18 protein-coding genes and 1 pseudogene are annotated in these 18,851 nt (G+C 60.6%); 10 read left to right on the plus strand and 9 right to left on the minus strand.

Features of this window, described 5'->3' with window-relative positions; all coding sequences use genetic code 11:
• The first annotated feature begins 589 nt into the window (after positions 1-589).
• The 3 genes from BBI10_RS27535 (at position 590) to BBI10_RS06485 (ending at position 2,873) form a co-directional block, all read left to right on the plus strand.
• Positions 590-760 (plus strand): hypothetical protein, encoded by a 171-nt coding sequence (locus BBI10_RS27535; protein ID WP_167355777.1) that lies wholly within the window; start codon positions 590-592, stop codon positions 758-760.
• A 225-nt stretch (positions 761-985) separates the two neighbouring features.
• Entirely contained in the window at positions 986-1,879 is an 894-nt protein-coding gene (ypfJ, locus tag BBI10_RS06480; protein ID WP_065987564.1) for a KPN_02809 family neutral zinc metallopeptidase, read from the plus strand.
• Positions 1,880-1,883: 4 nt separating this feature from the next.
• The gene (locus BBI10_RS06485; protein ID WP_065987565.1) at positions 1,884-2,873 is read left to right on the plus strand and encodes a hypothetical protein; all 990 of its coding nucleotides are present in this window, start codon (positions 1,884-1,886) and stop codon (positions 2,871-2,873) included.
• A 348-nt stretch (positions 2,874-3,221) separates the two neighbouring features.
• Here the strand turns inward: BBI10_RS06485 and BBI10_RS06490 are convergent, their stop codons facing one another.
• From BBI10_RS06490 to BBI10_RS06500, 3 genes are all read right to left on the minus strand, one after another.
• Positions 3,222-3,818, minus strand: a complete 597-nt coding sequence (locus BBI10_RS06490; RefSeq protein WP_065987566.1) for an HAD family hydrolase — start codon at positions 3,816-3,818, stop codon at positions 3,222-3,224.
• Positions 3,815-4,684: an acyl-CoA thioesterase II gene (tesB, locus tag BBI10_RS06495; protein WP_065987567.1), complete on the minus strand. Its 870-nt coding sequence runs from the start codon at positions 4,682-4,684 to the stop codon at positions 3,815-3,817. Before tesB ends, BBI10_RS06490 begins: the two co-directional genes overlap by 4 nt.
• 128 nt (positions 4,685-4,812) lie before the next feature.
• Complete coding sequence (locus BBI10_RS06500; protein ID WP_065987568.1) at positions 4,813-5,376, minus strand: GNAT family N-acetyltransferase; 564 nt, start codon at positions 5,374-5,376, stop codon at positions 4,813-4,815.
• Between the two features lie 127 nt (positions 5,377-5,503).
• On the opposite strand from BBI10_RS06500, the gene BBI10_RS06505 reads away from it, so the two are divergent.
• Positions 5,504-6,421, plus strand: coding sequence for a histone deacetylase family protein (locus BBI10_RS06505; RefSeq protein WP_065987569.1), 918 nt, complete (start codon positions 5,504-5,506; stop codon positions 6,419-6,421).
• A 195-nt stretch (positions 6,422-6,616) separates the two neighbouring features.
• Positions 6,617-7,855, plus strand: coding sequence for a TIGR03862 family flavoprotein (locus BBI10_RS06510; RefSeq protein WP_065987570.1), 1,239 nt, complete (start codon positions 6,617-6,619; stop codon positions 7,853-7,855).
• Positions 7,856-7,878: 23 nt separating this feature from the next.
• On the opposite strand, the gene BBI10_RS06515 is transcribed toward BBI10_RS06510, so the two are convergent.
• Positions 7,879-9,054, minus strand: a complete 1,176-nt coding sequence (locus tag BBI10_RS06515; protein WP_065987571.1) for an acyltransferase family protein — start codon at positions 9,052-9,054, stop codon at positions 7,879-7,881.
• Between the two features lie 387 nt (positions 9,055-9,441).
• On the opposite strand from BBI10_RS06515, the pseudogene BBI10_RS28525 reads away from it, so the two are divergent.
• A pseudogene (locus BBI10_RS28525) lies at positions 9,442-10,497 on the plus strand (methyl-accepting chemotaxis protein); the annotation flags it as partial.
• A 141-nt stretch (positions 10,498-10,638) separates the two neighbouring features.
• Positions 10,639-11,352, plus strand: coding sequence for a methyl-accepting chemotaxis protein (locus tag BBI10_RS28530; RefSeq protein ID WP_432213743.1), 714 nt, complete (start codon positions 10,639-10,641; stop codon positions 11,350-11,352).
• Here the strand turns inward: BBI10_RS28530 and BBI10_RS27540 are convergent.
• Positions 11,337-11,591, minus strand: a complete 255-nt coding sequence (locus tag BBI10_RS27540; protein ID WP_167355776.1) for a hypothetical protein — start codon at positions 11,589-11,591, stop codon at positions 11,337-11,339. The two genes, BBI10_RS28530 and BBI10_RS27540, sit on opposite strands and share 16 nt — an antisense overlap.
• On the opposite strand from BBI10_RS27540, the gene BBI10_RS06525 reads away from it, so the two are divergent.
• Complete coding sequence (locus tag BBI10_RS06525) at positions 11,526-12,317, plus strand: substrate-binding domain-containing protein (RefSeq protein WP_065987573.1); 792 nt, start codon at positions 11,526-11,528, stop codon at positions 12,315-12,317. The genes BBI10_RS27540 and BBI10_RS06525 overlap by 66 nt on opposite strands.
• A 16-nt stretch (positions 12,318-12,333) precedes the next feature.
• On the opposite strand, the gene BBI10_RS06530 is transcribed toward BBI10_RS06525, so the two are convergent.
• Positions 12,334-12,801, minus strand: a complete 468-nt coding sequence (locus tag BBI10_RS06530) for a metallophosphoesterase family protein (RefSeq protein ID WP_065987574.1) — start codon at positions 12,799-12,801, stop codon at positions 12,334-12,336.
• Between the two features lie 3 nt (positions 12,802-12,804).
• The gene (locus BBI10_RS06535) at positions 12,805-14,010 is read right to left on the minus strand and encodes an MFS transporter (protein WP_065987575.1); all 1,206 of its coding nucleotides are present in this window, start codon (positions 14,008-14,010) and stop codon (positions 12,805-12,807) included.
• Between the two features lie 409 nt (positions 14,011-14,419).
• Here BBI10_RS06535 and BBI10_RS06540 point away from each other — a divergent pair, with 409 nt between their 5' ends.
• Positions 14,420-15,088, plus strand: coding sequence for a hypothetical protein (locus BBI10_RS06540; protein ID WP_065987576.1), 669 nt, complete (start codon positions 14,420-14,422; stop codon positions 15,086-15,088).
• Positions 15,089-15,277: 189 nt separating this feature from the next.
• Positions 15,278-16,294: a LacI family DNA-binding transcriptional regulator gene (locus BBI10_RS06545; protein ID WP_065987577.1), complete on the plus strand. Its 1,017-nt coding sequence runs from the start codon at positions 15,278-15,280 to the stop codon at positions 16,292-16,294.
• Between the two features lie 221 nt (positions 16,295-16,515).
• Here the strand turns inward: BBI10_RS06545 and BBI10_RS06550 are convergent, their stop codons facing one another.
• Together BBI10_RS06550 and BBI10_RS06555 are read right to left on the minus strand one after the other, a co-directional pair.
• Positions 16,516-17,253: an SDR family oxidoreductase gene (locus tag BBI10_RS06550; protein ID WP_065987578.1), complete on the minus strand. Its 738-nt coding sequence runs from the start codon at positions 17,251-17,253 to the stop codon at positions 16,516-16,518.
• A 2-nt stretch (positions 17,254-17,255) separates the two neighbouring features.
• The gene (locus BBI10_RS06555; protein ID WP_065987579.1) at positions 17,256-18,788 is read right to left on the minus strand and encodes an FGGY-family carbohydrate kinase; all 1,533 of its coding nucleotides are present in this window, start codon (positions 18,786-18,788) and stop codon (positions 17,256-17,258) included.
• Between the last annotated feature and the right edge of the window lie 63 nt (positions 18,789-18,851).

Below are 18,851 nucleotides of genomic sequence, written 5' to 3' on the forward strand. Positions count from 1 at the left end.
TCGCCAATATCATCATAATGATTTACTTTCAGCTCAATAAGTTAGCCACTATGGAGGAACTGCTATCAGATGTGAAACTAGCCCATCTAAATGACTGCAGATGCATATCTGATGCTCGAAGGATGTGGGACGACGGCATTATCGGAAGACAGATGCGCATGAACATGGTGACTGTCCTCCTTACTTTTCCGAATTTTATGTACCTCCGTGGAGATATTTCAAAAGACGCAAACTTAAGAGTCCCACCACATTTAAGGGCCTGGATACTCTGACACCACATCAATCTAAATACAGTATTTGTATGCATGATCGGGCGTTATGCCTTTATCACAGCACAGTGAGAGAAGTGACAAAAATGACCGAAAAGTATCTCTATGAATGGACATCGTGATGGATGACATCCCGACTGGACTACTCTCACTCATCATACTATTGCTCACCGCCGCCCACATTGTGTGGCTCCCATATATTCTTCTACATATACCTGGAAAAGATCGAAGACTACCTATGTGATATCGAGATGTTCTCATTGAACAGAGCGGTCTGCGGCGACAGTCTTTTCGGACGAAGAATGAGGGAAACCTTTGTAATGCTGGTCGCAGTCGCACCTGAAATCTTCTGGAGGCAGGAGCGCATTCCCAGGCAAAAACTTCTCAAACTGCCTCCCCGGCTGCTGTGGGGAGTGCGGATAATTTATGGCTCGATGATCCTCATCGGCGTGAGTAGCGGACTGCTCTACTATTTTCGCGCGCCTCATTAACGCACTCAGAGGGCGCTGCCTTGGCATGGGTCTACTTCTCCGCAGGTTGAAAAACACAAATAAGGTTCCATGCTGCCAACCCCACCAAGCAGCTCTGCAGGTGAGCAATACCTCTGAAGAACCGATTCGCGAACTATTCCCCCTCCTCTCCTCTCTTAGTCCAGCAGACCAGACGTCGCACGCCCGCCGTCTACACTTCCCACACGACCAAAAGAGGATTCCCACATGCTATGGAAAAAAGGACGTCGCAGTGACAACGTCGTGGACGCACGTGGCGATTCCGGGGGCGGCGGTGGCGGCGGGATGCGCATTGGCGGCAAGGGGTTGGGGCTTGGGGGGATCGTGATCATCGTCGCGATCGGTCTGCTGACCGGCCAGGACCCGATGCGGATTCTGGGTGAAATCACCGGCCAGATGGGGTCGGATCAGACAGCCGCGGTCAATCCGCAAACGCGCCAGGCGCCGCCAGCCAATGACGAGCAGGCTGATTTCGTGCGCGCTGTCCTGGGCGACACCGAAGACACGTGGCAGCAGGCGTTCCAGCAAATGGGGAGTCAGTACAAGGCACCGACCCTGATTCTGTTCAGCGGTCGGGTGCAATCGGCCTGCGGCTCCGCCTCTTCCGCGAGCGGCCCGTTCTACTGCCCGGCTGACCAGCGCGTGTACCTGGACATGGAGTTCTTCCGTGAAATGAGTCAACGCTTCAAGGCCGCAGGAGACTTCGCTCAGGCGTACGTGATTGCGCACGAAGTTGGCCATCATGTGCAGACCTTGCTGGGGGTTTCGGCTAAAGTTGACGCCGCCCGCCAACGCGGCATGAAAATGGAAGGTGACAACGGTTTGCTGGTGCGTCAGGAGCTGCAAGCTGACTGCCTGGCAGGCGTTTGGGCCAACAACGCACAAAAGCGTTTGAACTGGCTGGAGCCGGGTGATATTGAAGAGGCGCTGAACGCCGCCAATGCCATTGGCGACGACCGCTTGCAGCAACAGGGTCAGGGCCGGGTCGTGCCAGACTCGTTTACCCACGGCACTTCTGCTCAGCGCGTGCGCTGGTTCAAGACAGGTTTTGCCGCAGGACAAATCAACCAATGCGATACATTCGCCGCCAAGAGCCTCTGATCACATGATGAAACCGCTTTCGATCCTGTTGTTGGGCACCCTGATGAGCCTCAATGCTCATGCGGCGGATCAGGCGGTTAAATCCATCAGCCCCGACCGGCTTCAGATCAACGGGACCACCCAGGCCACGCTCGGCCTGAGTCAGAGCTGGGTTCGTCCAAGCCCGCAGGTCCAGCGGGTTGTCATTGTCTTTCACGGTCGGCTGCGCAACGCGCAAACCTACCTGCGCAGCGTCGAGCGCGCGGCCAACCAGTCGCATCAGCGCTCGAAAACGCTGTTGATCGCGCCGCAATTTCTCGATGAGAAAGACATTTCACAGCACCGCCTGCCCGAATCGGTGTTGCGCTGGCACGCCAATGACTGGATGGCAGGCGAAAAGTCGTTGGGCCCCAAGCCAGTCAGCTCGTTTGTGGTCATCGATCACATCCTCAAGCGTCTGAGCGACAGCAAGCTGTTCCCGAATCTGAAGGAGATTGTGATCGCTGGCCATTCCGGCGGTGCTCAGGTGGTGCAGCGTTACGCGATGATCGGCGGCAAGGAGGATGCGTTGCTGAAGAAGGAAGGCATCAAGCTGCGCTATGTGATCGCCAATCCGTCTTCTTATGCGTATTTCGACGCGACCCGGCCGCTGCCGGTCGATGCGGCGAGCTGCCCGACCTTTGACACTTGGAAGTACGGTCTTAACAAACTGCCAGCCTATGCCGGCAAGGAAACACCGGCCGAGCTTGAGGCTGCTTACGTGAAGCGCGACATTACTTACCTGCTGGGCGAACTGGACACCGATCCGGAGCACCCGGCGCTGGACAAGGATTGTGGCGCCGAAGCACAGGGGCCTCAGCGTCTGGCCCGTGGTCACAACTACTTCGATTACCTGACCAAGCGTCATCCGGAAGGCTTGAATCAGCGCCTGGTGGAAGTGAAAAACGTCGGGCATAACGGCGAAGCGATGTTCACTTCACCTGAAGGTCAGACGGCGTTGTTCAAGGCGAATTGAGAGCACTGCGCTAGCAGGACCTGCTTTAAGCGGGAAGAGGCCGGTGCGTACACCACTCATTTTGCAGTGAATTGCCTGCCGCCTTCCCGGCTAACGCCGGTCCTACTCGTTAAACGTAATCAGGCAGAAGGAGCGGCTTCAGCCGGGAAAAGGCCGGTGCGTATACCACTAATTTTGTGGTGAATTGCCTGACGCCTTCCCGGCTAAAGCCGGTCCTACTCTTTAAACGCGATCCGGTAGTAGGACCGGCTTCAGCCGGGAAAAGGCCGGTGCGTATACCACTCATTTTGTGGTGAATTGCCAGACGCTTTACCGGCTAAAGCCGGTCCTACTATTTGAATGCGCGTCCTATTTCACTTCAATCATCTTTCTTAACGCCACGCAATCCGCCGCATGCCAATCGGTCAACTCCGGCCACGGGTTGTCCGGCAGATTGACCAGCACGGTCTGACTCCCAGCTGCGCGACCGCAGGCCAGGTCGAACTGATAGTCACCCACCATCACCATGTCCGACGGCTTCACATTCCACGCTTGGGCCAGCTTCAGCAGGCCTCCCGGATCGGGTTTCGGCGCCGCTTCGTCGCGACCGAGCACGTCGTCCACCGCAAAGCAGTCCGCGATGCCGATGGCTTCCAGTGTCACGTGAGCAAGCTCCCGGGCATTACGGGTCAGGATGCCCAGACGATACCCCCGCCCTGCCAGCTCCCTCACCAACTCGACAGCCCCCGTCGCGGGTTTGGACTCAATCGCCACCGCGCGCTCGTGCTCCAGCAGCCAGGCATGTTTGGCCGCTGCGACGTCGGCCGGCAACGCAGCGAGATGCCCGAGGATGTCGTCTTCCTGCGGGATATCCAGCGCCCGTTTAATGGCCGGAAAATCATGGGCGGCGATAGTCAGCGTGCCGTCCATGTCGAATACCCAGTGGCGTACCTGTTTAAGGCTCATGACCAATCCTTGCGGTGGCGAATCAAACCTTCCTGAGTGACGGAAGCCACGAGCTTGCCCGCGCGGTTGAACACGCTTCCGCGGGAAAATCCGCGCGCGTTGCCGGCCCATGGACTGTCCATGGCATAGAGCAGCCAGTCGTCGGCGCGCAGTTCGCCGTGGAACCACAGCGAGTGATCAAGGCTGGCGATCTGCATGTCTTTCTGCCAGACCGTCCTGCCGTGGGGCAGCAGCGACGTGGTCAACAGATTGAAGTCCGAGGCGTAGGCGAGCATGTAGCGGTGCAACGCGGGGATGTCGGGCAACGTGCCGTCTGCGCGAAACCACACATACTTCACTGGGTCCGCAGGCTTGGGATTGTAGGGATCAGACTCGGTGACCGGGCGGAATTCGATGGGCTTGGGGCACAGCAGCTTGTCCTTCATGTGCTCGGGGATGAGGTGCTCGCGCTGACGCATCAGTTCAAGCTCCGACGGCAGGCTCTCGGGGCCGACCACCTGTGGCATCTGAGTCTGGTGCTCGAAGCCCTCTTCGTCGTACTGGAACGACGCGCTGCAGGTGAAGATCGGCTGCCCCTTCTGAATCGCCGTCACCCGGCGCGTGCTGAAACTGCCGCCGTCACGGACCCGGTCGACCTGGTACACCACCGGCAGGTGCGCGTCGCCGGGGCGCAAAAAATAGCCATGCAATGAATGCACATGGCGCGCGTCTTCGACCGTCTTGCTCGCCGCCGACAGCGACTGCCCCAGCACCTGACCGCCAAACAGCTGGGGAAAGCCAAGGTCCTGGCTGCGCCCGCGAAAGAGGTTTTCTTCGATCGGCTCCAGGCTCAACAGCGACACCAGATCATCCAGCACGTGACTCATTCAGGGTTCCTCACACGGTCGTCTCGCCGACCGTCATCGCATCAATCAGGCCATGGGCGCCGAAGGTCGGCGCAGATGGAAGTGGGACGAAATGATACAGAGGTTTGTAGCCCGATTCCCTCAGCGAATCACAGGGTCGCCAGCCAGCCTGGCCGGTTGATGCGATACAGCACGTGGGGCCTGAGGGGATGACCCTCGGGCAATTTGGGATGATTGAAGTTGTCGGCCGGATCGTTGCGCATGCCGATGGCCTGCATGACCTTTTGCGAGGGCAGGTTGTTGACCGCCGCGAACGCCACGATTTCATCCAGATCCAGGTGCTCGAAACCGCAGCCGAGCACCGTCCACGCGGCTTCGCTGGCGTAACCCAGGCCCCAATGCTCGCGAGCCAGGCGCCAGCCGATTTCCACCGCAGGCGTGAACGCCGCTTCAAAGCCCACCACGCTCAAACCGGTGAAACCGATGAATTCGCCGGTGTCCTTGCGCTCAAGGGCCCAGAACCCAAAACCGTATTCGGCAAAATGCCCGCGCACGCGGCCAATCAGCTTGGCGCTCTCCATGCGGCTCAAGGGCTGCGGGAAATGGCGCATCACTTGGGGATCGGCGCACATCTGCGCGAAAGCCGGCAAATCATCATCTCGCCATTGACGCATCAACAAGCGTGCGCTGTTGAGCTCAAGAATCGGCTCCATCGATCGTCTCCCTGTGCCTCGCCTTTCAAATTACCCGCCGGCTGGCGATTCTCCCGCTCAGGCAAATCGCTGTGCGGTGGTCGTCAGAACTGGCAAGATTCCCCTTCGAACCAGACGCGTGCACACCATGCCCCTGCCCCTCATTTACCACGAAGACTACAGCCCGGACTTTCCGCCGGACCATCGCTTCCCGATGGACAAGTTCAGGCTTCTGCGCGACCACCTTATCGACAGCGGCCTGACTACAGATGCTCAATTGTTTCGCCCGCAGGTCTGCCCAACGGACATCCTGGCGCTGGCCCATGACCCCGGCTACATCAGCCGTTATATGGAAGGCGCGCTATCGCGCGAGGATCAACGTCGCCTTGGCCTGCCCTGGACCGAGGATCTGGCCCGACGTACGGTGCGTGCGGTAGGGGGTTCTTTGCTGACAGCGGAACTGGCGCTGCAACACGGGCTGGCCTGTCACCTCGCCGGCGGCACCCATCATGCCCATTACGATTACCCGGCCGGGTTCTGCATCTTTAATGACCTGGCGATCATCAGTCAGTACCTGCTGCACAGCGGACGCGTCGACCGGGTGCTGATTTTCGACTGCGACGTGCATCAGGGCGACGGCACCGCGCGGATCCTCGAACACACCGATGACGCGATCACCGTGTCGCTGCACTGCGAGAAGAACTTCCCCGCGCGCAAGGCCCAAAGTGACTGGGACATTCCGCTGCCAATGGGCATGGGAGATGACGATTACCTGAAGGTGGTCGACGACACGCTGAATTACCTGCTGCCGCTGTATCGGCCTGATCTGGTGCTGTACGACGCCGGTGTGGATGTGCACAAGGACGATGCGTTGGGTTACCTACAGCTGACGGACGCGGGGGTTGCCCGCCGTGACGAGGCGGTGATGCGTCATTGTCTGGGCCGCGACATTCCGGTGATGGGCGTGATTGGCGGTGGTTACAGTAAGGACCGCGAAGCGCTCGCCCGGCGGCACGGCATTCTGCACCACAGTGCGCAGCGGGTGTGGGTGGAGCGCGGGCTTTGATTGACCACAGAACTTACCCACATCCGCTGTGGAACCGCCTGTGGATAACCTGAGCGCAAGGCCACGATCCCCTGATAACACTGGGCCTGGAGAATACTGTACGTTTTTTGATCGATTAGTTTTCCACAGGGTGGCTGCGTTTCACGAAGCTCGCGTAGAATGCGCGCCCCTCACTCAACCAATGTCCGCTTAGCCATGACGCTACCCGCCACTTCACGCACCCAGACAGTCGCCATCATCGGCGGCGGCCCTGCCGGCCTGATGGCCGCTGAAGTGCTGAGCCAGGCGGGGCTCAAGGTGGATCTTTACGACGCCATGCCCTCGGTCGGGCGCAAGTTCCTGCTGGCCGGCGTGGGCGGCATGAACATCACCCACTCCGAGCCGTCCCCTGCATTCGTCGCCCGCTACGCCGAACGCGCCCAAGTGATCGCGCCCTTACTGCGCAGCTTCGGCGCGCAGGCGCTGTGCGAGTGGATTCACGGCTTGGGCATTCAGACATTCGTCGGCAGTTCGGGCCGCGTGTTCCCCACTGACATGAAAGCCGCGCCACTGCTGCGCGCCTGGCTCAAGCGGCTGCGGGAGTCCGGCGTAGTTATCCACACCCGTCACCGATGGATGGGCTGGAATGCCGACAATACGCTGCGGATCGCCGGCCCTGAAGGTGAACTTGCCCTGCGCCCTGCCGCCACGTTGCTGGCATTGGGCGGGGCAAGCTGGTCGCGGCTGGGCTCGGACGGCGCGTGGGTACCGCTGCTTGAACACCGCGGGGTCAGGATCGCGCCGCTGCAGGCTGCCAATTGCGGGTTTGAGGTCTCGGCCTGGAGCGAACTGCTGCGCAGCAAGTTCGCCGGCGCGCCGCTGAAAAACATCGCGATGGGCCTGGAGGGGCACACCCTTCGACTGGGCGAATGCGTAATCACCCAGACAGGCGTGGAGGGCAGCCTCGTTTACGCGCTGTCCGCGCAGATCCGCGAGGCGATCAATCGATCAGGCTCGGCCACGGTCGAGATTGATTTGCTGCCCGGCAAAACCATCGCCGAGGTGCAGAAGGCCCTGAGCAAACCGCGCGGTTCACGTTCGATGTCCAAGCATCTGCACAGCCAGTTAGGGCTCGACGGCGTGAAGGCGGCGCTGTTGCGTGAGCTCACCCCCGCGACGACATTCACTGATCCGGCCCTGCTCGCGATGGCGATCAAGACCTTGCCGCTGCCACTGATCAAGCCGCGCCCGCTGAATGAGGCCATCAGCACGGCGGGCGGGGTGAGGTTCGAAACGCTGAACGAGCAATTGATGATCCCGTCCCTACCCGGCGTGTTCTGCGCCGGCGAGATGCTCGACTGGGAGGCGCCCACCGGCGGCTATTTGCTCACCGCCTGTTTCGCCAGCGGCCGCGCGGCAGGGCTGGGAATGGTCGACTGGTTGCGCCGCGAGTAAGGCTCAGCGCAACCCTTACGGATTCACGCCGCGCGATCGACCTGCGGCTTCAAGCCACCACCAAGCCCCTGATTGACCGGCGCCTTGCCCTGCGAAGGCCCGACCATCCGTTTGCCCAACGCGACGCCCTTCAGTTCGATGTACGTGTGAGCCAAGGCAGCCAGGCCGATCGCCACGAGGGTGACAGCGACCACCAGCGCGTTGTTGCCCAGCTCTGACCCGGTGTCCATGAACCGCTGACCATTGATCATAGGCGCCAGGTCGCGGCCCGTGAGCTTCTGCGCCACGATGAACACCGTCGACAGGCAAAACAGCAGCGCAGCGTGGGTCATGTAGATGGAGTACGACAATTTGCCCAGCAGCCTGAACACCGCGGTTTTCAGGAACGTCGATACCAGCCCGGCCTCGAACGCAAACACCAGCACCAGCACGCAGAACGTCAGACTGGCGATGGGCGAGCGGTCGCTGTAGTCGTTCATCACCATCCAGTACGTGGTGCCTGTCAGCGCCACTTCGAACACCGTCATCGGCCAGCGCACCGGCACGAATCGGTCGCGAACCAGCAAGTAGGCCAAGTACGTGATGTTGCCGGCGAAGAAGCAGGACAGACCCAGCATCGCACGCCAGACCAGCGGCTCGTTTTCGGTGAAGATCATCGTGAACGCGACGACGGCCACGCAGGCAAACATCGCGAAACGGCTTCTCAGCGAAAGCAGGCACAGGGCGCCAAAGAGCATGTAGATGTAGAACTCGATGCTGATGCTCCATGACGGGTAGTTGAACGACATGGTCTCAGTGAGCGGCGTCCAGGCTTGCACCAGCAGCAGATTGGGCAGGATCTCTGTCGGGTCGAACAGCCCGGTGAACGGCACGTTGTTGAGGGTGAAGCCTTTCTTCCAGGCCGCCCAACGCACGCCTTCGAAGCCAATAAACACCAACAGCATCACCACGTGCAGCGGGTACAGGCGGAACAGGCGCGAGATGACGAAACGCTTGAAACCGAACTGCGGCTTCAGCCCATACGAGTGGGCCAGAACAAAACCGCTGAGCACGAAGAAGAAGTTAAGCAGGATGTCAGCTCTGCGGAAAAACGGCAGCTCGATGAAAGCGCCCACGACATGCAGGTGGTAGAACACCACCAGCAAGGCGAACACGCCCCTGAAGCTGTCGAGCGTCGTAAATCGCTGAACTGATCCCATGGCCCACCGCCCCGTCCTGAGTGAGAAAACGCCTTTGGCGGCCGCGAATTCTCGCGGCCTTTACACGGTAGGGGGCTGGCCGGCTTATCAACAGTTGAAATATTTCATGTCCGGTACATCCGACGGCGCAAAGATTGACGCCAGCGTTTGTCAGTCGTGACCAATGAGTCACTTTGAGGATTTCTGGTCGCAGCAGCAACGACACCCGTCAATACTTTGCTGCCAGCCTCGCCGTCGACTGTCGGACAATTCCTACATCGGTTTCAGATTCTCGCGAACCTGCCGATGCACTCGTACACATGAATGTTTTGCTGGCTCCATAACAAAAAACCTCCAGCTGACGATTTCAAATATTACGGATTCTGGAGAAATGGAATGAACAACTGGATGGCCAATATCAGCGTCAACAAGAAGCTAGCCCTCGGCTTCGGCGTCGTGCTTGTACTGACTGCCCTGCTGGCCCTGGTGGGCTGGAACAGCTTGGGCCAGATGAGCTTGCGCAGCCAATGGGTGGGTGATATCACCAAGCTCAGCCAGAAGCTCACAGACCTGCGGGTGACGCGCCTGCAATATATGCTCAGCAACGGCGACGAAGTGGCCGCGCGAAGCGTTCAGACCGCGCTCGACGCATTCAAGGCGCAGCAGCAATTTCTGCAAAAAACGTTCACTAACCCACAGAATGTGCCGCTCATCAAAACGATGGGCGAGCAACTCAGCGCTTATGAGACCTCGTTGAAAAAAATGCGCGAGGCCTACCAGGCGAGCGCCGGGGTGCGCGATAGCATGGGCGTCGACGCGGTAAAAGCAGCGGAGCTGATTGCCGCGATCAACGATGATGTGATGAAGCTCGACCCTACGGATGAACGTCGTTCCGAGCAGTACCAGGCCGTCATTAAAGCCCGCGAAGACGTGATGCTGGTGCGCTACGAAGTGCGCGGCTACACCGCCGGCGTCTCGGCCAAAACTGAGGAAGCGGCCATGCGCCAACTGACCGTCGCCCTTGACGGCCTCGCCCCACTCAACGCCATGTTTGGCGGTACTCAGGCCGAGCGCCTGAAGCAGCTGGAAGCGGCGCTGATCGGCTATCGCAACTCGGTTCAGGGATTCAAGCTCGCCACTGGCAATATCAATGCTGCGCGCACAGAGATGACCGAGGAACAGGGTGTCATCGTCAAGCTGGCACAACAGCTCACTGATCTGCAGAACACCTTGGGCCAGGCTGACATTCAGCAAGCCCGTATGCTGCAGTTGGCCGGCACGCTTCTGGCGCTGATCCTTGGCACCTTGGCGGCGATCATCATTACCCGTCAGATCACCCGTCCGCTTCAGCAGACCCTGGCTGTCGTTGACCGCATTGCCTCCGGCGACTTGTCCCACAACATGGTCGTGACCCGTAAAGATGAGCTGGGCGTTCTGCAAATGGGCATCCAGCGCATGGGCGCCACGCTGCGCGAATTGATCGGCGGCATCCGTGACAGCGTCACGCAAATTGCCAGCGCTGCTGAAGAGCTGTCGGCGGTGACCGAACAGACCAGCGCCGGGGTCAACAGCCAGAAAGTCGAAACCGACCAGGTCGCCACCGCGATGCACGAAATGTCAGCCACTGTTCACGAGGTCGCGCGCAACGCCGAGCAGGCATCGGTTGCCGCCTCCGCCGCTGACAAGCAGGCACGGGAAGGCGACAAAGTGGTGGGCGAAGCGATCATACAGATCGAGAAACTGGCCAGTGAAGTGGTCCGTTCCACTGACGCGATGTCCGTGCTGGAACAGGAAAGCGACAAGATCGGCAAAGTCATGGACGTGATCAAAGCCGTTGCGGAGCAGACCAATCTGCTGGCCCTTAACGCGGCAATCGAGGCGGCCCGTGCCGGTGAAGCCGGTCGCGGTTTTGCCGTGGTCGCCGATGAGGTCCGTGGCCTGGCGCAACGCACTCAGCAATCCACCGAAGAGATCGAAGGCCTGGTCGCCGCACTGCAAAACGGCACACGCCAGGTGTCGGAGATCATGCTCAGCAGCCGCAACCTGACTGACAGCTCGGTTACCCTGACCCGCAAGGCCGGGACGTCGCTGGAAAGCATTACCCAGACGGTGTCGAACATTCAGGCCATGAACCAGCAGATCGCGGCAGCTGCCGAGCAGCAAAGCTCGGTGGCCGAAGAGATCAGCCGCAGTATCGTCAACGTGCGCGACGTGTCTGAACAGACGGCTGCCGCCAGCGAAGAAACCGCCGCTTCAAGCGTCGAACTCGCACGACTGGGCAATCAGCTGCAAATGCTGGTCAGTCACTTCAAGGTGTAAACCGGCTTTATCTGCGTCGGACGAAAAGCCGCCCGGCGCAGGCGGTGCAAGGGGTTGAAGACGAACAGCGCGGGTGCGTTGGCAAGAAAGGGATTTACTGATCCTACAATTGCCACATACTGCCCGCGCTGTTTTATTTCGTCATATTCATCTTCAACGCCGGGTTTATCTCCATGAAAAGAATGTTGCCTTATCTCCTCAGTGCTGCCCTCTCCCTCGTTCCAGTCGCCTTCTCCCATGCCGCCACGGCACCTGCACCTGTCCAGCTGATCGTGCTGAGTTCCGGCGGAATCATGGGCGCGTTCAAAGCAGTAGCCCCCGATTACGAACAGCGCGCCGGTGTGAAGCTGCAGGGCGAAGTCGCGCCGTCAATGGGCGCGACGCCCCAGGCCATTCCCAACCGACTGGCCCGCCATGAGCCGGCCGACGTGGTGTTGATGGTCGGTGCAGCGCTGGACAAGTTGATCAAGGACGGCAAGGTCGATCCGAAAACCCGCGTCGATCTGGGCAAATCCTACATCGCCATGGCCGTGCGTCATGGTGCGCCGCACCCTGACATCAGCACCATGGAAGCCTTCAAGCAGACCCTGCTGGACACTAAAAGCATTGCGTACTCGGACAGTGCCAGCGGCGTGTACCTGTCCCGTGTGCTGTTCAGTCAGATGCACATCGCCGACCGGATCCAGAGCAAAAGCCGCATGATCCCCGCCGAGCCCGTCGGCGAAGTCGTGGCACGGGGAGACGCCGAGATTGGCTTTCAACAGCTGAGCGAGCTCAAGCCGGTGGACGGTATCGACATCATCGGCCTGATCCCCGACCAGGCGCAGCAGATGACCCTCTACTCCGCAGGCGTCGTCACTCAGAGCAAACACCCTGAACAGGCGAAACAGTTTCTGGAATTCCTGAGTTCATCGGCAGCGGCCCCGGCCATCAAAGCCAGTGGCCTGGACCCGATCGCGAAGTAGCTGGATGCCCGGCGGCTTATTTGAGCGCCAGCTCGATCAACTCGCCGCGCACCTCATCGCCGTCGATGTGCAGCAGACCCACCGTGATCGGCAACTTGAAGCGACGCGGCCCGGCGCTGCCCGGGTTGATGAACAGCACGCCATCGCGCATCTGCTGCAAGGGTCGGTGTGAGTGCCCGGTGACCACCACGCGTATCCCATCCGGCAGCGATTTCGGTACGTCGGCCAGTATGTGCGTGGTGTAAATCCCTACGTCGCCAATCCGCAAAACCGCCTCATAGGGCACGTCGCAAGCCCAGGCGTCATCGGTGTCGTTGTTGCCTCGCACCACCGTCAGCGGCGCGATGGCCTTCAACGCGTCGAGGATTTCCGGCTTGCCGATGTCGCCGCCGTGGATCAGGTAATCGCAGCCCTGCAACGCCTCCAGTGCCTGAGGGCGCAGCAGACCGTGGGTGTCCGAGATCAAGCCGATTTTGACGCTCATTGCTCAGCTCCCGGACGCCGACAGAGCGGCCTGTCTGGACTGCACGCGTTTCATGCTGATCATCGCCAGCAAGGCAACCACCGCCACCAACGAGGCGAAGAATTCGCCCACATGCTCCAGCCCGAACACTCGCACGCTGAAACCCACCGCCACCACCGGCACCGAAATCGACACGTAAAGCACCACGAAGAAGGCGGACGTCACGGCAGCCTTCTGATCAGGCGGGCTGCTGGCGGTGACCGCGCCCATCCCGGCGCGCAGGATCATGCCCTGGCCGATACCCGCCACCAGACCCGCCGCGATCAACAGCCCCAACTGCGACGTGGCAATGCTCAGTCCCAGACAGATCATGCCGACAATCAGCCCGACGCAACCGAGGGTCATATGCCGGTCCTTCGGCAGCACCTGCAGCAGCGCCTGGCCGATGATCGACGCGACGAAGAACAAGCCGATGACCGCGCCGATCAACAGCCCGCCTTGCTCGTGCATGACGTGAATCATCACCGACGGCACCATGCTGGTGAACAGGCCTGCCACGCTGAAACCCGCCAGCCCGGCGATGGACGCGGAGATAAACACGCTGCGCACGGACGCCGGCACGGAAGGCTTTTGAATGCCCAGTTTCAGCACCGCCGGACGCTGCACGGTTTCGCGAATCAGTGCGATACCGACCGTCGCCAGCAGGAGCATGCCCAAGTGCACGTAGAACACCAGGTGCAGCGCGTCCGGCAGAAACTGGGATGTGTAGCCGGCGAGCAGAGGCCCGATGCCGAGGCCGAACATGTTGGCGGCCGTGGCCACCAACGTGGCGTTCTTCCAAGTCTTGGGGGCCAGCTCGATGACGGCCACGGTGGCCGTGCCGGTCATGATGCCCGCGCTGAAGCCTGAGAAGAGCCGTCCTGTCAGCAGGCCGCCAATCGAATCGCTGAACAGAAAGATGACCGCACTGATCGCCCCCATTGCCAGCCCTGCCAGCAGCAACGGCTTGCGCCCCAGTTGATCGGACCAGCTGCCCACCGCCAGCAGCGCTGCGATAACGCCCGCCGCGTAGATCGAGAAAATGATTGTCAGCCAGCTGGCGTCGAAGCCGAGCCGCTGTTGATAGAGGGCATACAGCGGCGTCGGCAGCGTGGTGCCGACCATGGCAATGAGCAACGCGCAGGCGGCGAAGATGAAGTCGCGCGTGGAGGTAGAAGCAGGCAAAGACATGAGCGCTCCGGGCACCGGTATAAACAAGACACGCAGTGTCGCTGATACCGGCTAGGCAAGGTAGCCTGCAAGCGTTATCGGGGCTCATGCTCAGGGCAGTTTTGAGGTATGCGTGAAAATATTCATCATCAGGTTAAACACTTTGACTTTGCGTGCGTCTCGCCCATTCGCGCGGATCAACGCCCTAACGCAACAATATTGAGAGAACAATCAGGCCAACAGGGCAGATTTTAAAAACCGCAATACCGGATACCGCAAAAGACTGTTACTGAATGGAAGAATAACTAAAAGAGAGCACTAAGCGGCCGTTTGGCTAACCTGGAAAAGTTCTTTAGAGTCCCGGCCTTAATACCCGCTCAACAGTGAAAAACGTGTGAATAACGATCTACAACTTGTTAAGTCAGCACTGATGCGTTTCGCCGTCATGCTGACGCTGACGCTCTTCAGTATCGGCATGGTGTTCATCGACATCTTTGTCGCCAAGACCGACATTCTCGAAACCTCGTTCACCGAGGTCAGTCAGGAAGTCATGCTGGCGCTCATCGCCGGTGTGTTCTGGCTTTCGGCGCGCCAGCCAGGGCAACGTGGCGTTGGCATCCTGATTGGCGGCTTCTTCGCCTGCATGCTGATCCGTGAGCTGGACGGGCTGTTTGACCCGATCAGTCACAGTTTCTGGCTGTGGCCTGCACTGCTGACGGCTGGCACCTGTGTCTATAAGGCATTGGGTTACAGGAACGCGTGGCGCGACGTGGTCTCGGGGTTGGCTCGTTTTTCAGTGCGCCCGGCCTTCGGTTTCGTCATGGCGGGCCTGTTGGTGCTGATCTTCTCGCGACTCTTCGGCATGGGCTCGCTGTGGCACGGCATCCTTCAGGGCGGCTACGCGCGACTGGCGAAAACCACTGTCGAAGAAGGCGTCGAATTGCTGGCCTACAGCATCTGCCTGAGCGGCGCGCTGGATTACATCCTTGAACTGCGCCGCGAGCTTTCGCGCTTTGACGAGTTCACCGAATTGCAGATTTCCATGCCCGTCAAAGCCAGACCTCGTGCCGTCGCCGAGGCCATGGAAACCAGCATCTAAACCCGGCGCCTGCGTGTTGGCCGAGCGTCATCGGACGCTCGGCCAACGCCCGAAAATAAAGCCATCGGTTTGCCTGTCAGGCCCGACATCGGCATCCCTTTGGCGCCCTCCATCGTGCTAGCCTTGGCACTCTTTGGAGGGATGCGACTGCCCCGCAGGTTGTCCCGGATTTCAGGCAGCCAATCGCCCATGAGCAAGAAAACCCCCGTCACCATTTCCGACATCGCCCGCCGCGTGAACATGACGCCTGTCACTGTTTCCCGGGCGCTGAACAAACCCGATCTGGTCAAGCCCGCCACCCTGGCGCGCATTCTGGAAGTGGCGCAAGAACTCGATTACGTCCCCAATGCCTTTGCCCGCAGCCTCAAGCGCAGCGAGAGCATGATCATCGGTGTCATTACTGCGTCGGTGGACAACCCCTTCTACAGCGAGATGATCAAGGCGATCTCCCGCGAGGCGAAAACCCGTGGTTACACCATCATGCTGGTGGACACCGACGGCTCTGAAGAACTCGAGGCCAAGGCGGTGGATACGCTGCTCAGTTACCGCGTGGCCGGCATCGTGCTGTCGCCGGTGTCGGACGAGCCGGCTTACCAGCCGGTCTATCTCAGTCGCCTGAGCAACGGCGACATTCCCGTGGTGCAACTGGACCGCGCGCTGCCTGCCAGCCCGTTCAGCCATGTGGTGCTCGACAACTATCACAGCGGCCTGAAAGGCGCCCGTTACCTGCTGGCACAAAGCCCGTCGATGCGTCGCATGCTGGTGCTGACCGGCCCTGCGCATTCGCGGATTTCCGAGGAACGCCTGAAGGGCGTGAAGGCGGCGATCGCCGAGAGCGGCAAGCCGGTGCAAGTGGATGTGTTTGCCGGGGATTACACGCTGGAGCCGTCGCATCAGAGCACACTGGATTACCTGCGCGACCACCCGCTGCCGGACGCGATTTTCGGCTTCAACCAGCTCATCACCCTGGGCGCCATGAAAGCCCTGCGCGACCGCGACATCGCCCACAATAGCGTGGCCATCTGCGGCATTGACCGGCTGCCCTTCGCCGACATCTTCGGCATCCCCATCGCCTGCATCGCCCACGATGCGTCGCTGGCGGGAAGCAGCGCGGTGAAACTGCTGCTGGAGCGAATCGAGGATCGGCATCTGCCGAAGGCGCAGGTGGTGATTGTCGGGGAGCTGGAGAATGGCGTTAGCGGGTGAGCCTTTATTATCGACTCATCGCCAAACCTCTCCCGTGAAACTCTTACCCTCCCCAACTCGACGCGGTCCCCTGTAGGAGCGTGGCTTGTCCCGCGATCGACCGGGAACCGGTCGCGATGACAGACGCTACGGTATTTCTGTTTCACCGCGTCGACAGACTTTGCTGCCGGTGCCCGGCAGATCGCGGGACAAGCCACGCTCCTACCATTGCGAGTTGCGTTCTAGCGGCTCGTGTATCCCCCATCAATCGGCAGCGACACACCGCTGATCATCGACGCTGCGCTGCTCAGCAGGAACAGGATTGGGGCCGCGACTTCTGCGGTTTCGGCGAAGCGGCCGAGGGGAATCGCCGCCAGCGCCGGGTCGCGTTTGCTCGGCTCGCTCCAGGCCATCTGCGCCATGGGCGTCAGGGTCACAGTGGGGTTCACGCTGTTGACGCGAATCCCGTGGCGACCCCATTCGCCACACTGCACCCGGGTCATGGCGTCCATCGCGCCCTTCGACGCGCAATAGCTCAGATGATCATCCAGCGCCACCAACGACGCCTGACTCGACACGTTGACGAGGCTCCCCGCCACGCCTTCGGCGATCATCTTTTTCGCCACCGTCCCGGCGATCATCGCCGCCGCCCGCACGTTGACCGCCATGACCTGATCGAACGCCCCGGCGCTCACCTCGATCGCGGACTCCAGTATGGAAATCCCGGCGCAGTTGACCAGCCCGTGCATCACCGGCAAGTCCGCCAACACTGCGGCCAATGACGGCTGATCGGCCACGTCCACGCGCAACGCCACACAGCCCTGCCCTGCCAGGTTTTCCAGCGCCGCTGCATCGCGGCCCATCGCATACACCTCGGCGCCGCTGTTCAGCAGTTGCTGCGCGACCTCCCAGCCAATGCCGCTGCTGGCGCCGGTGACCAGAACGCGCTGGCCGCTGAAATCAAATTGGGCGGTGTTCACAGTCACGCTCCCTGCAAGCGATGCATGATGGGTTTCAGCGCCGGATACAGCGCCACGTAATCGGCGAACAGTCGCGAATACAACTCGACGTTCTCCGCTTGAGGCTCGGCCCGAAGCTCCAGTTGAACCCAGCCTTTATGAACCTGCGCCTCATCCACTAACCCGACCGCGTGGGCGGCGAGCAAAGCTGCACCGAGCGCCGCTTCGACTTCCTGGACGATGGTGTAGACCGGGAAGTTGGTGACGTCGGCGATGATCTGCATCCACAAGTCCGAGTGGCTGGCGCCGCCGACCACGATCAGCCGAGGGTCCAGGGACTGCGCGCCTTTTGTGCCCGCTTCGATGTTGTGCCGAAGCGCGAACGTGACGCCTTCGAGCACCGCGCGGTACAGGTGAATCCGGCTGTGATAGAGGCTCAGCCCGACAAAGCTGCCGCTGGCTCTGGCGTCCCACACCGGGCTGCGCTCGCCCATCAGGTAAGGCTGGAACAGCACGCCGTCACTGCCGGCCGGAATCTTCATCGCGGCGCGTTCGAGTATGACGTGGCTGTCTTCGCCGCTCTCGCGACCCTGCTGCTCTTCGGCCTGGCAGAACTGCTCGCGAAACCAGCTGACCGAGGCGCCGGCGGTGATCGCGCCGCCGAAGATGTAGAGGTCTTTGGCGCCGTTGAAAACGTGGGGAAAACTGACCAGACCATGCCGGGCATCGACCTGCTGATTGAGGTAGCCCCAGCACATGCTGGTGCCGATCATGGCCACGTGGTTGCCGGCCTGGGTAACGCCTGCGGCGAAGGTCGCCATGGCGGCATCTACCCCGCCCCCAAGCAGCGGAATTTCAGGGCTAAGCCCAAGCCGATCGGCCCATTCGGGTAACAGACCGCCGACCACCTCACCGGAGTGAACCAGCCGCTCGGGCATCATCGACGCCGGGATGCCCAGCGCGTCGAGCATCTCTGCCGACCAGCCCCGTGCCTTGACGTCGTAGACGCCGCCGATGTTGCCGGCAGAGCTGTGGTCCACCGCAACCTCGCCGGTCAGGCAGTAATTGACGTAGCTGTTGGGCGGCAGCAGGTAGCGCGTGTCGGCCCAGACGTGCGGCTGCTTGTCCTTGAGCCAGAGCATTTTGGTGAAGCCGTAATAACTGTCCACCGCATTGCCGGTGATCGCGTACAGCCGCTCCAGATCCACGTGCTGATTGACCCACTCGACCTGTTCCTCAGCGCGGCGGTCCATCCAGATCAGGCACGGGTACAAGGGTTTGATCTGCGCATCGACCGCAATGCCGGAGCCGCCGTACAGGCTGCTGACACACAGGGCTTTGACGCTGTCTTTGGGCAACGCGCTCTTGCGCATGCAGGCGGCGACGCAGATTTCCACGGCGTCGAGCCAGACCTGTGGCCATTGCTCCGCCCAGCGCGGTTTGGGGGTGTCGACCTTATAACTGTGGCTGTGCTGCGCGACGATCCGGCCCTGACCATCGACCAGCAATGCCTTGGTGCTTTGGGTGCCGATGTCGACACCGATGACGTAATCCATCCGGGTGCGCTCTAGTTGTTATTGGAGTGCTACGCAAAACCTGTAGGAGCGTGGCTTGTCCCG

The organism is Pseudomonas graminis (assembly GCF_001705435.1).
Classification (GTDB): Bacteria; Pseudomonadota; Gammaproteobacteria; order Pseudomonadales; family Pseudomonadaceae; genus Aquipseudomonas; species Aquipseudomonas graminis_B.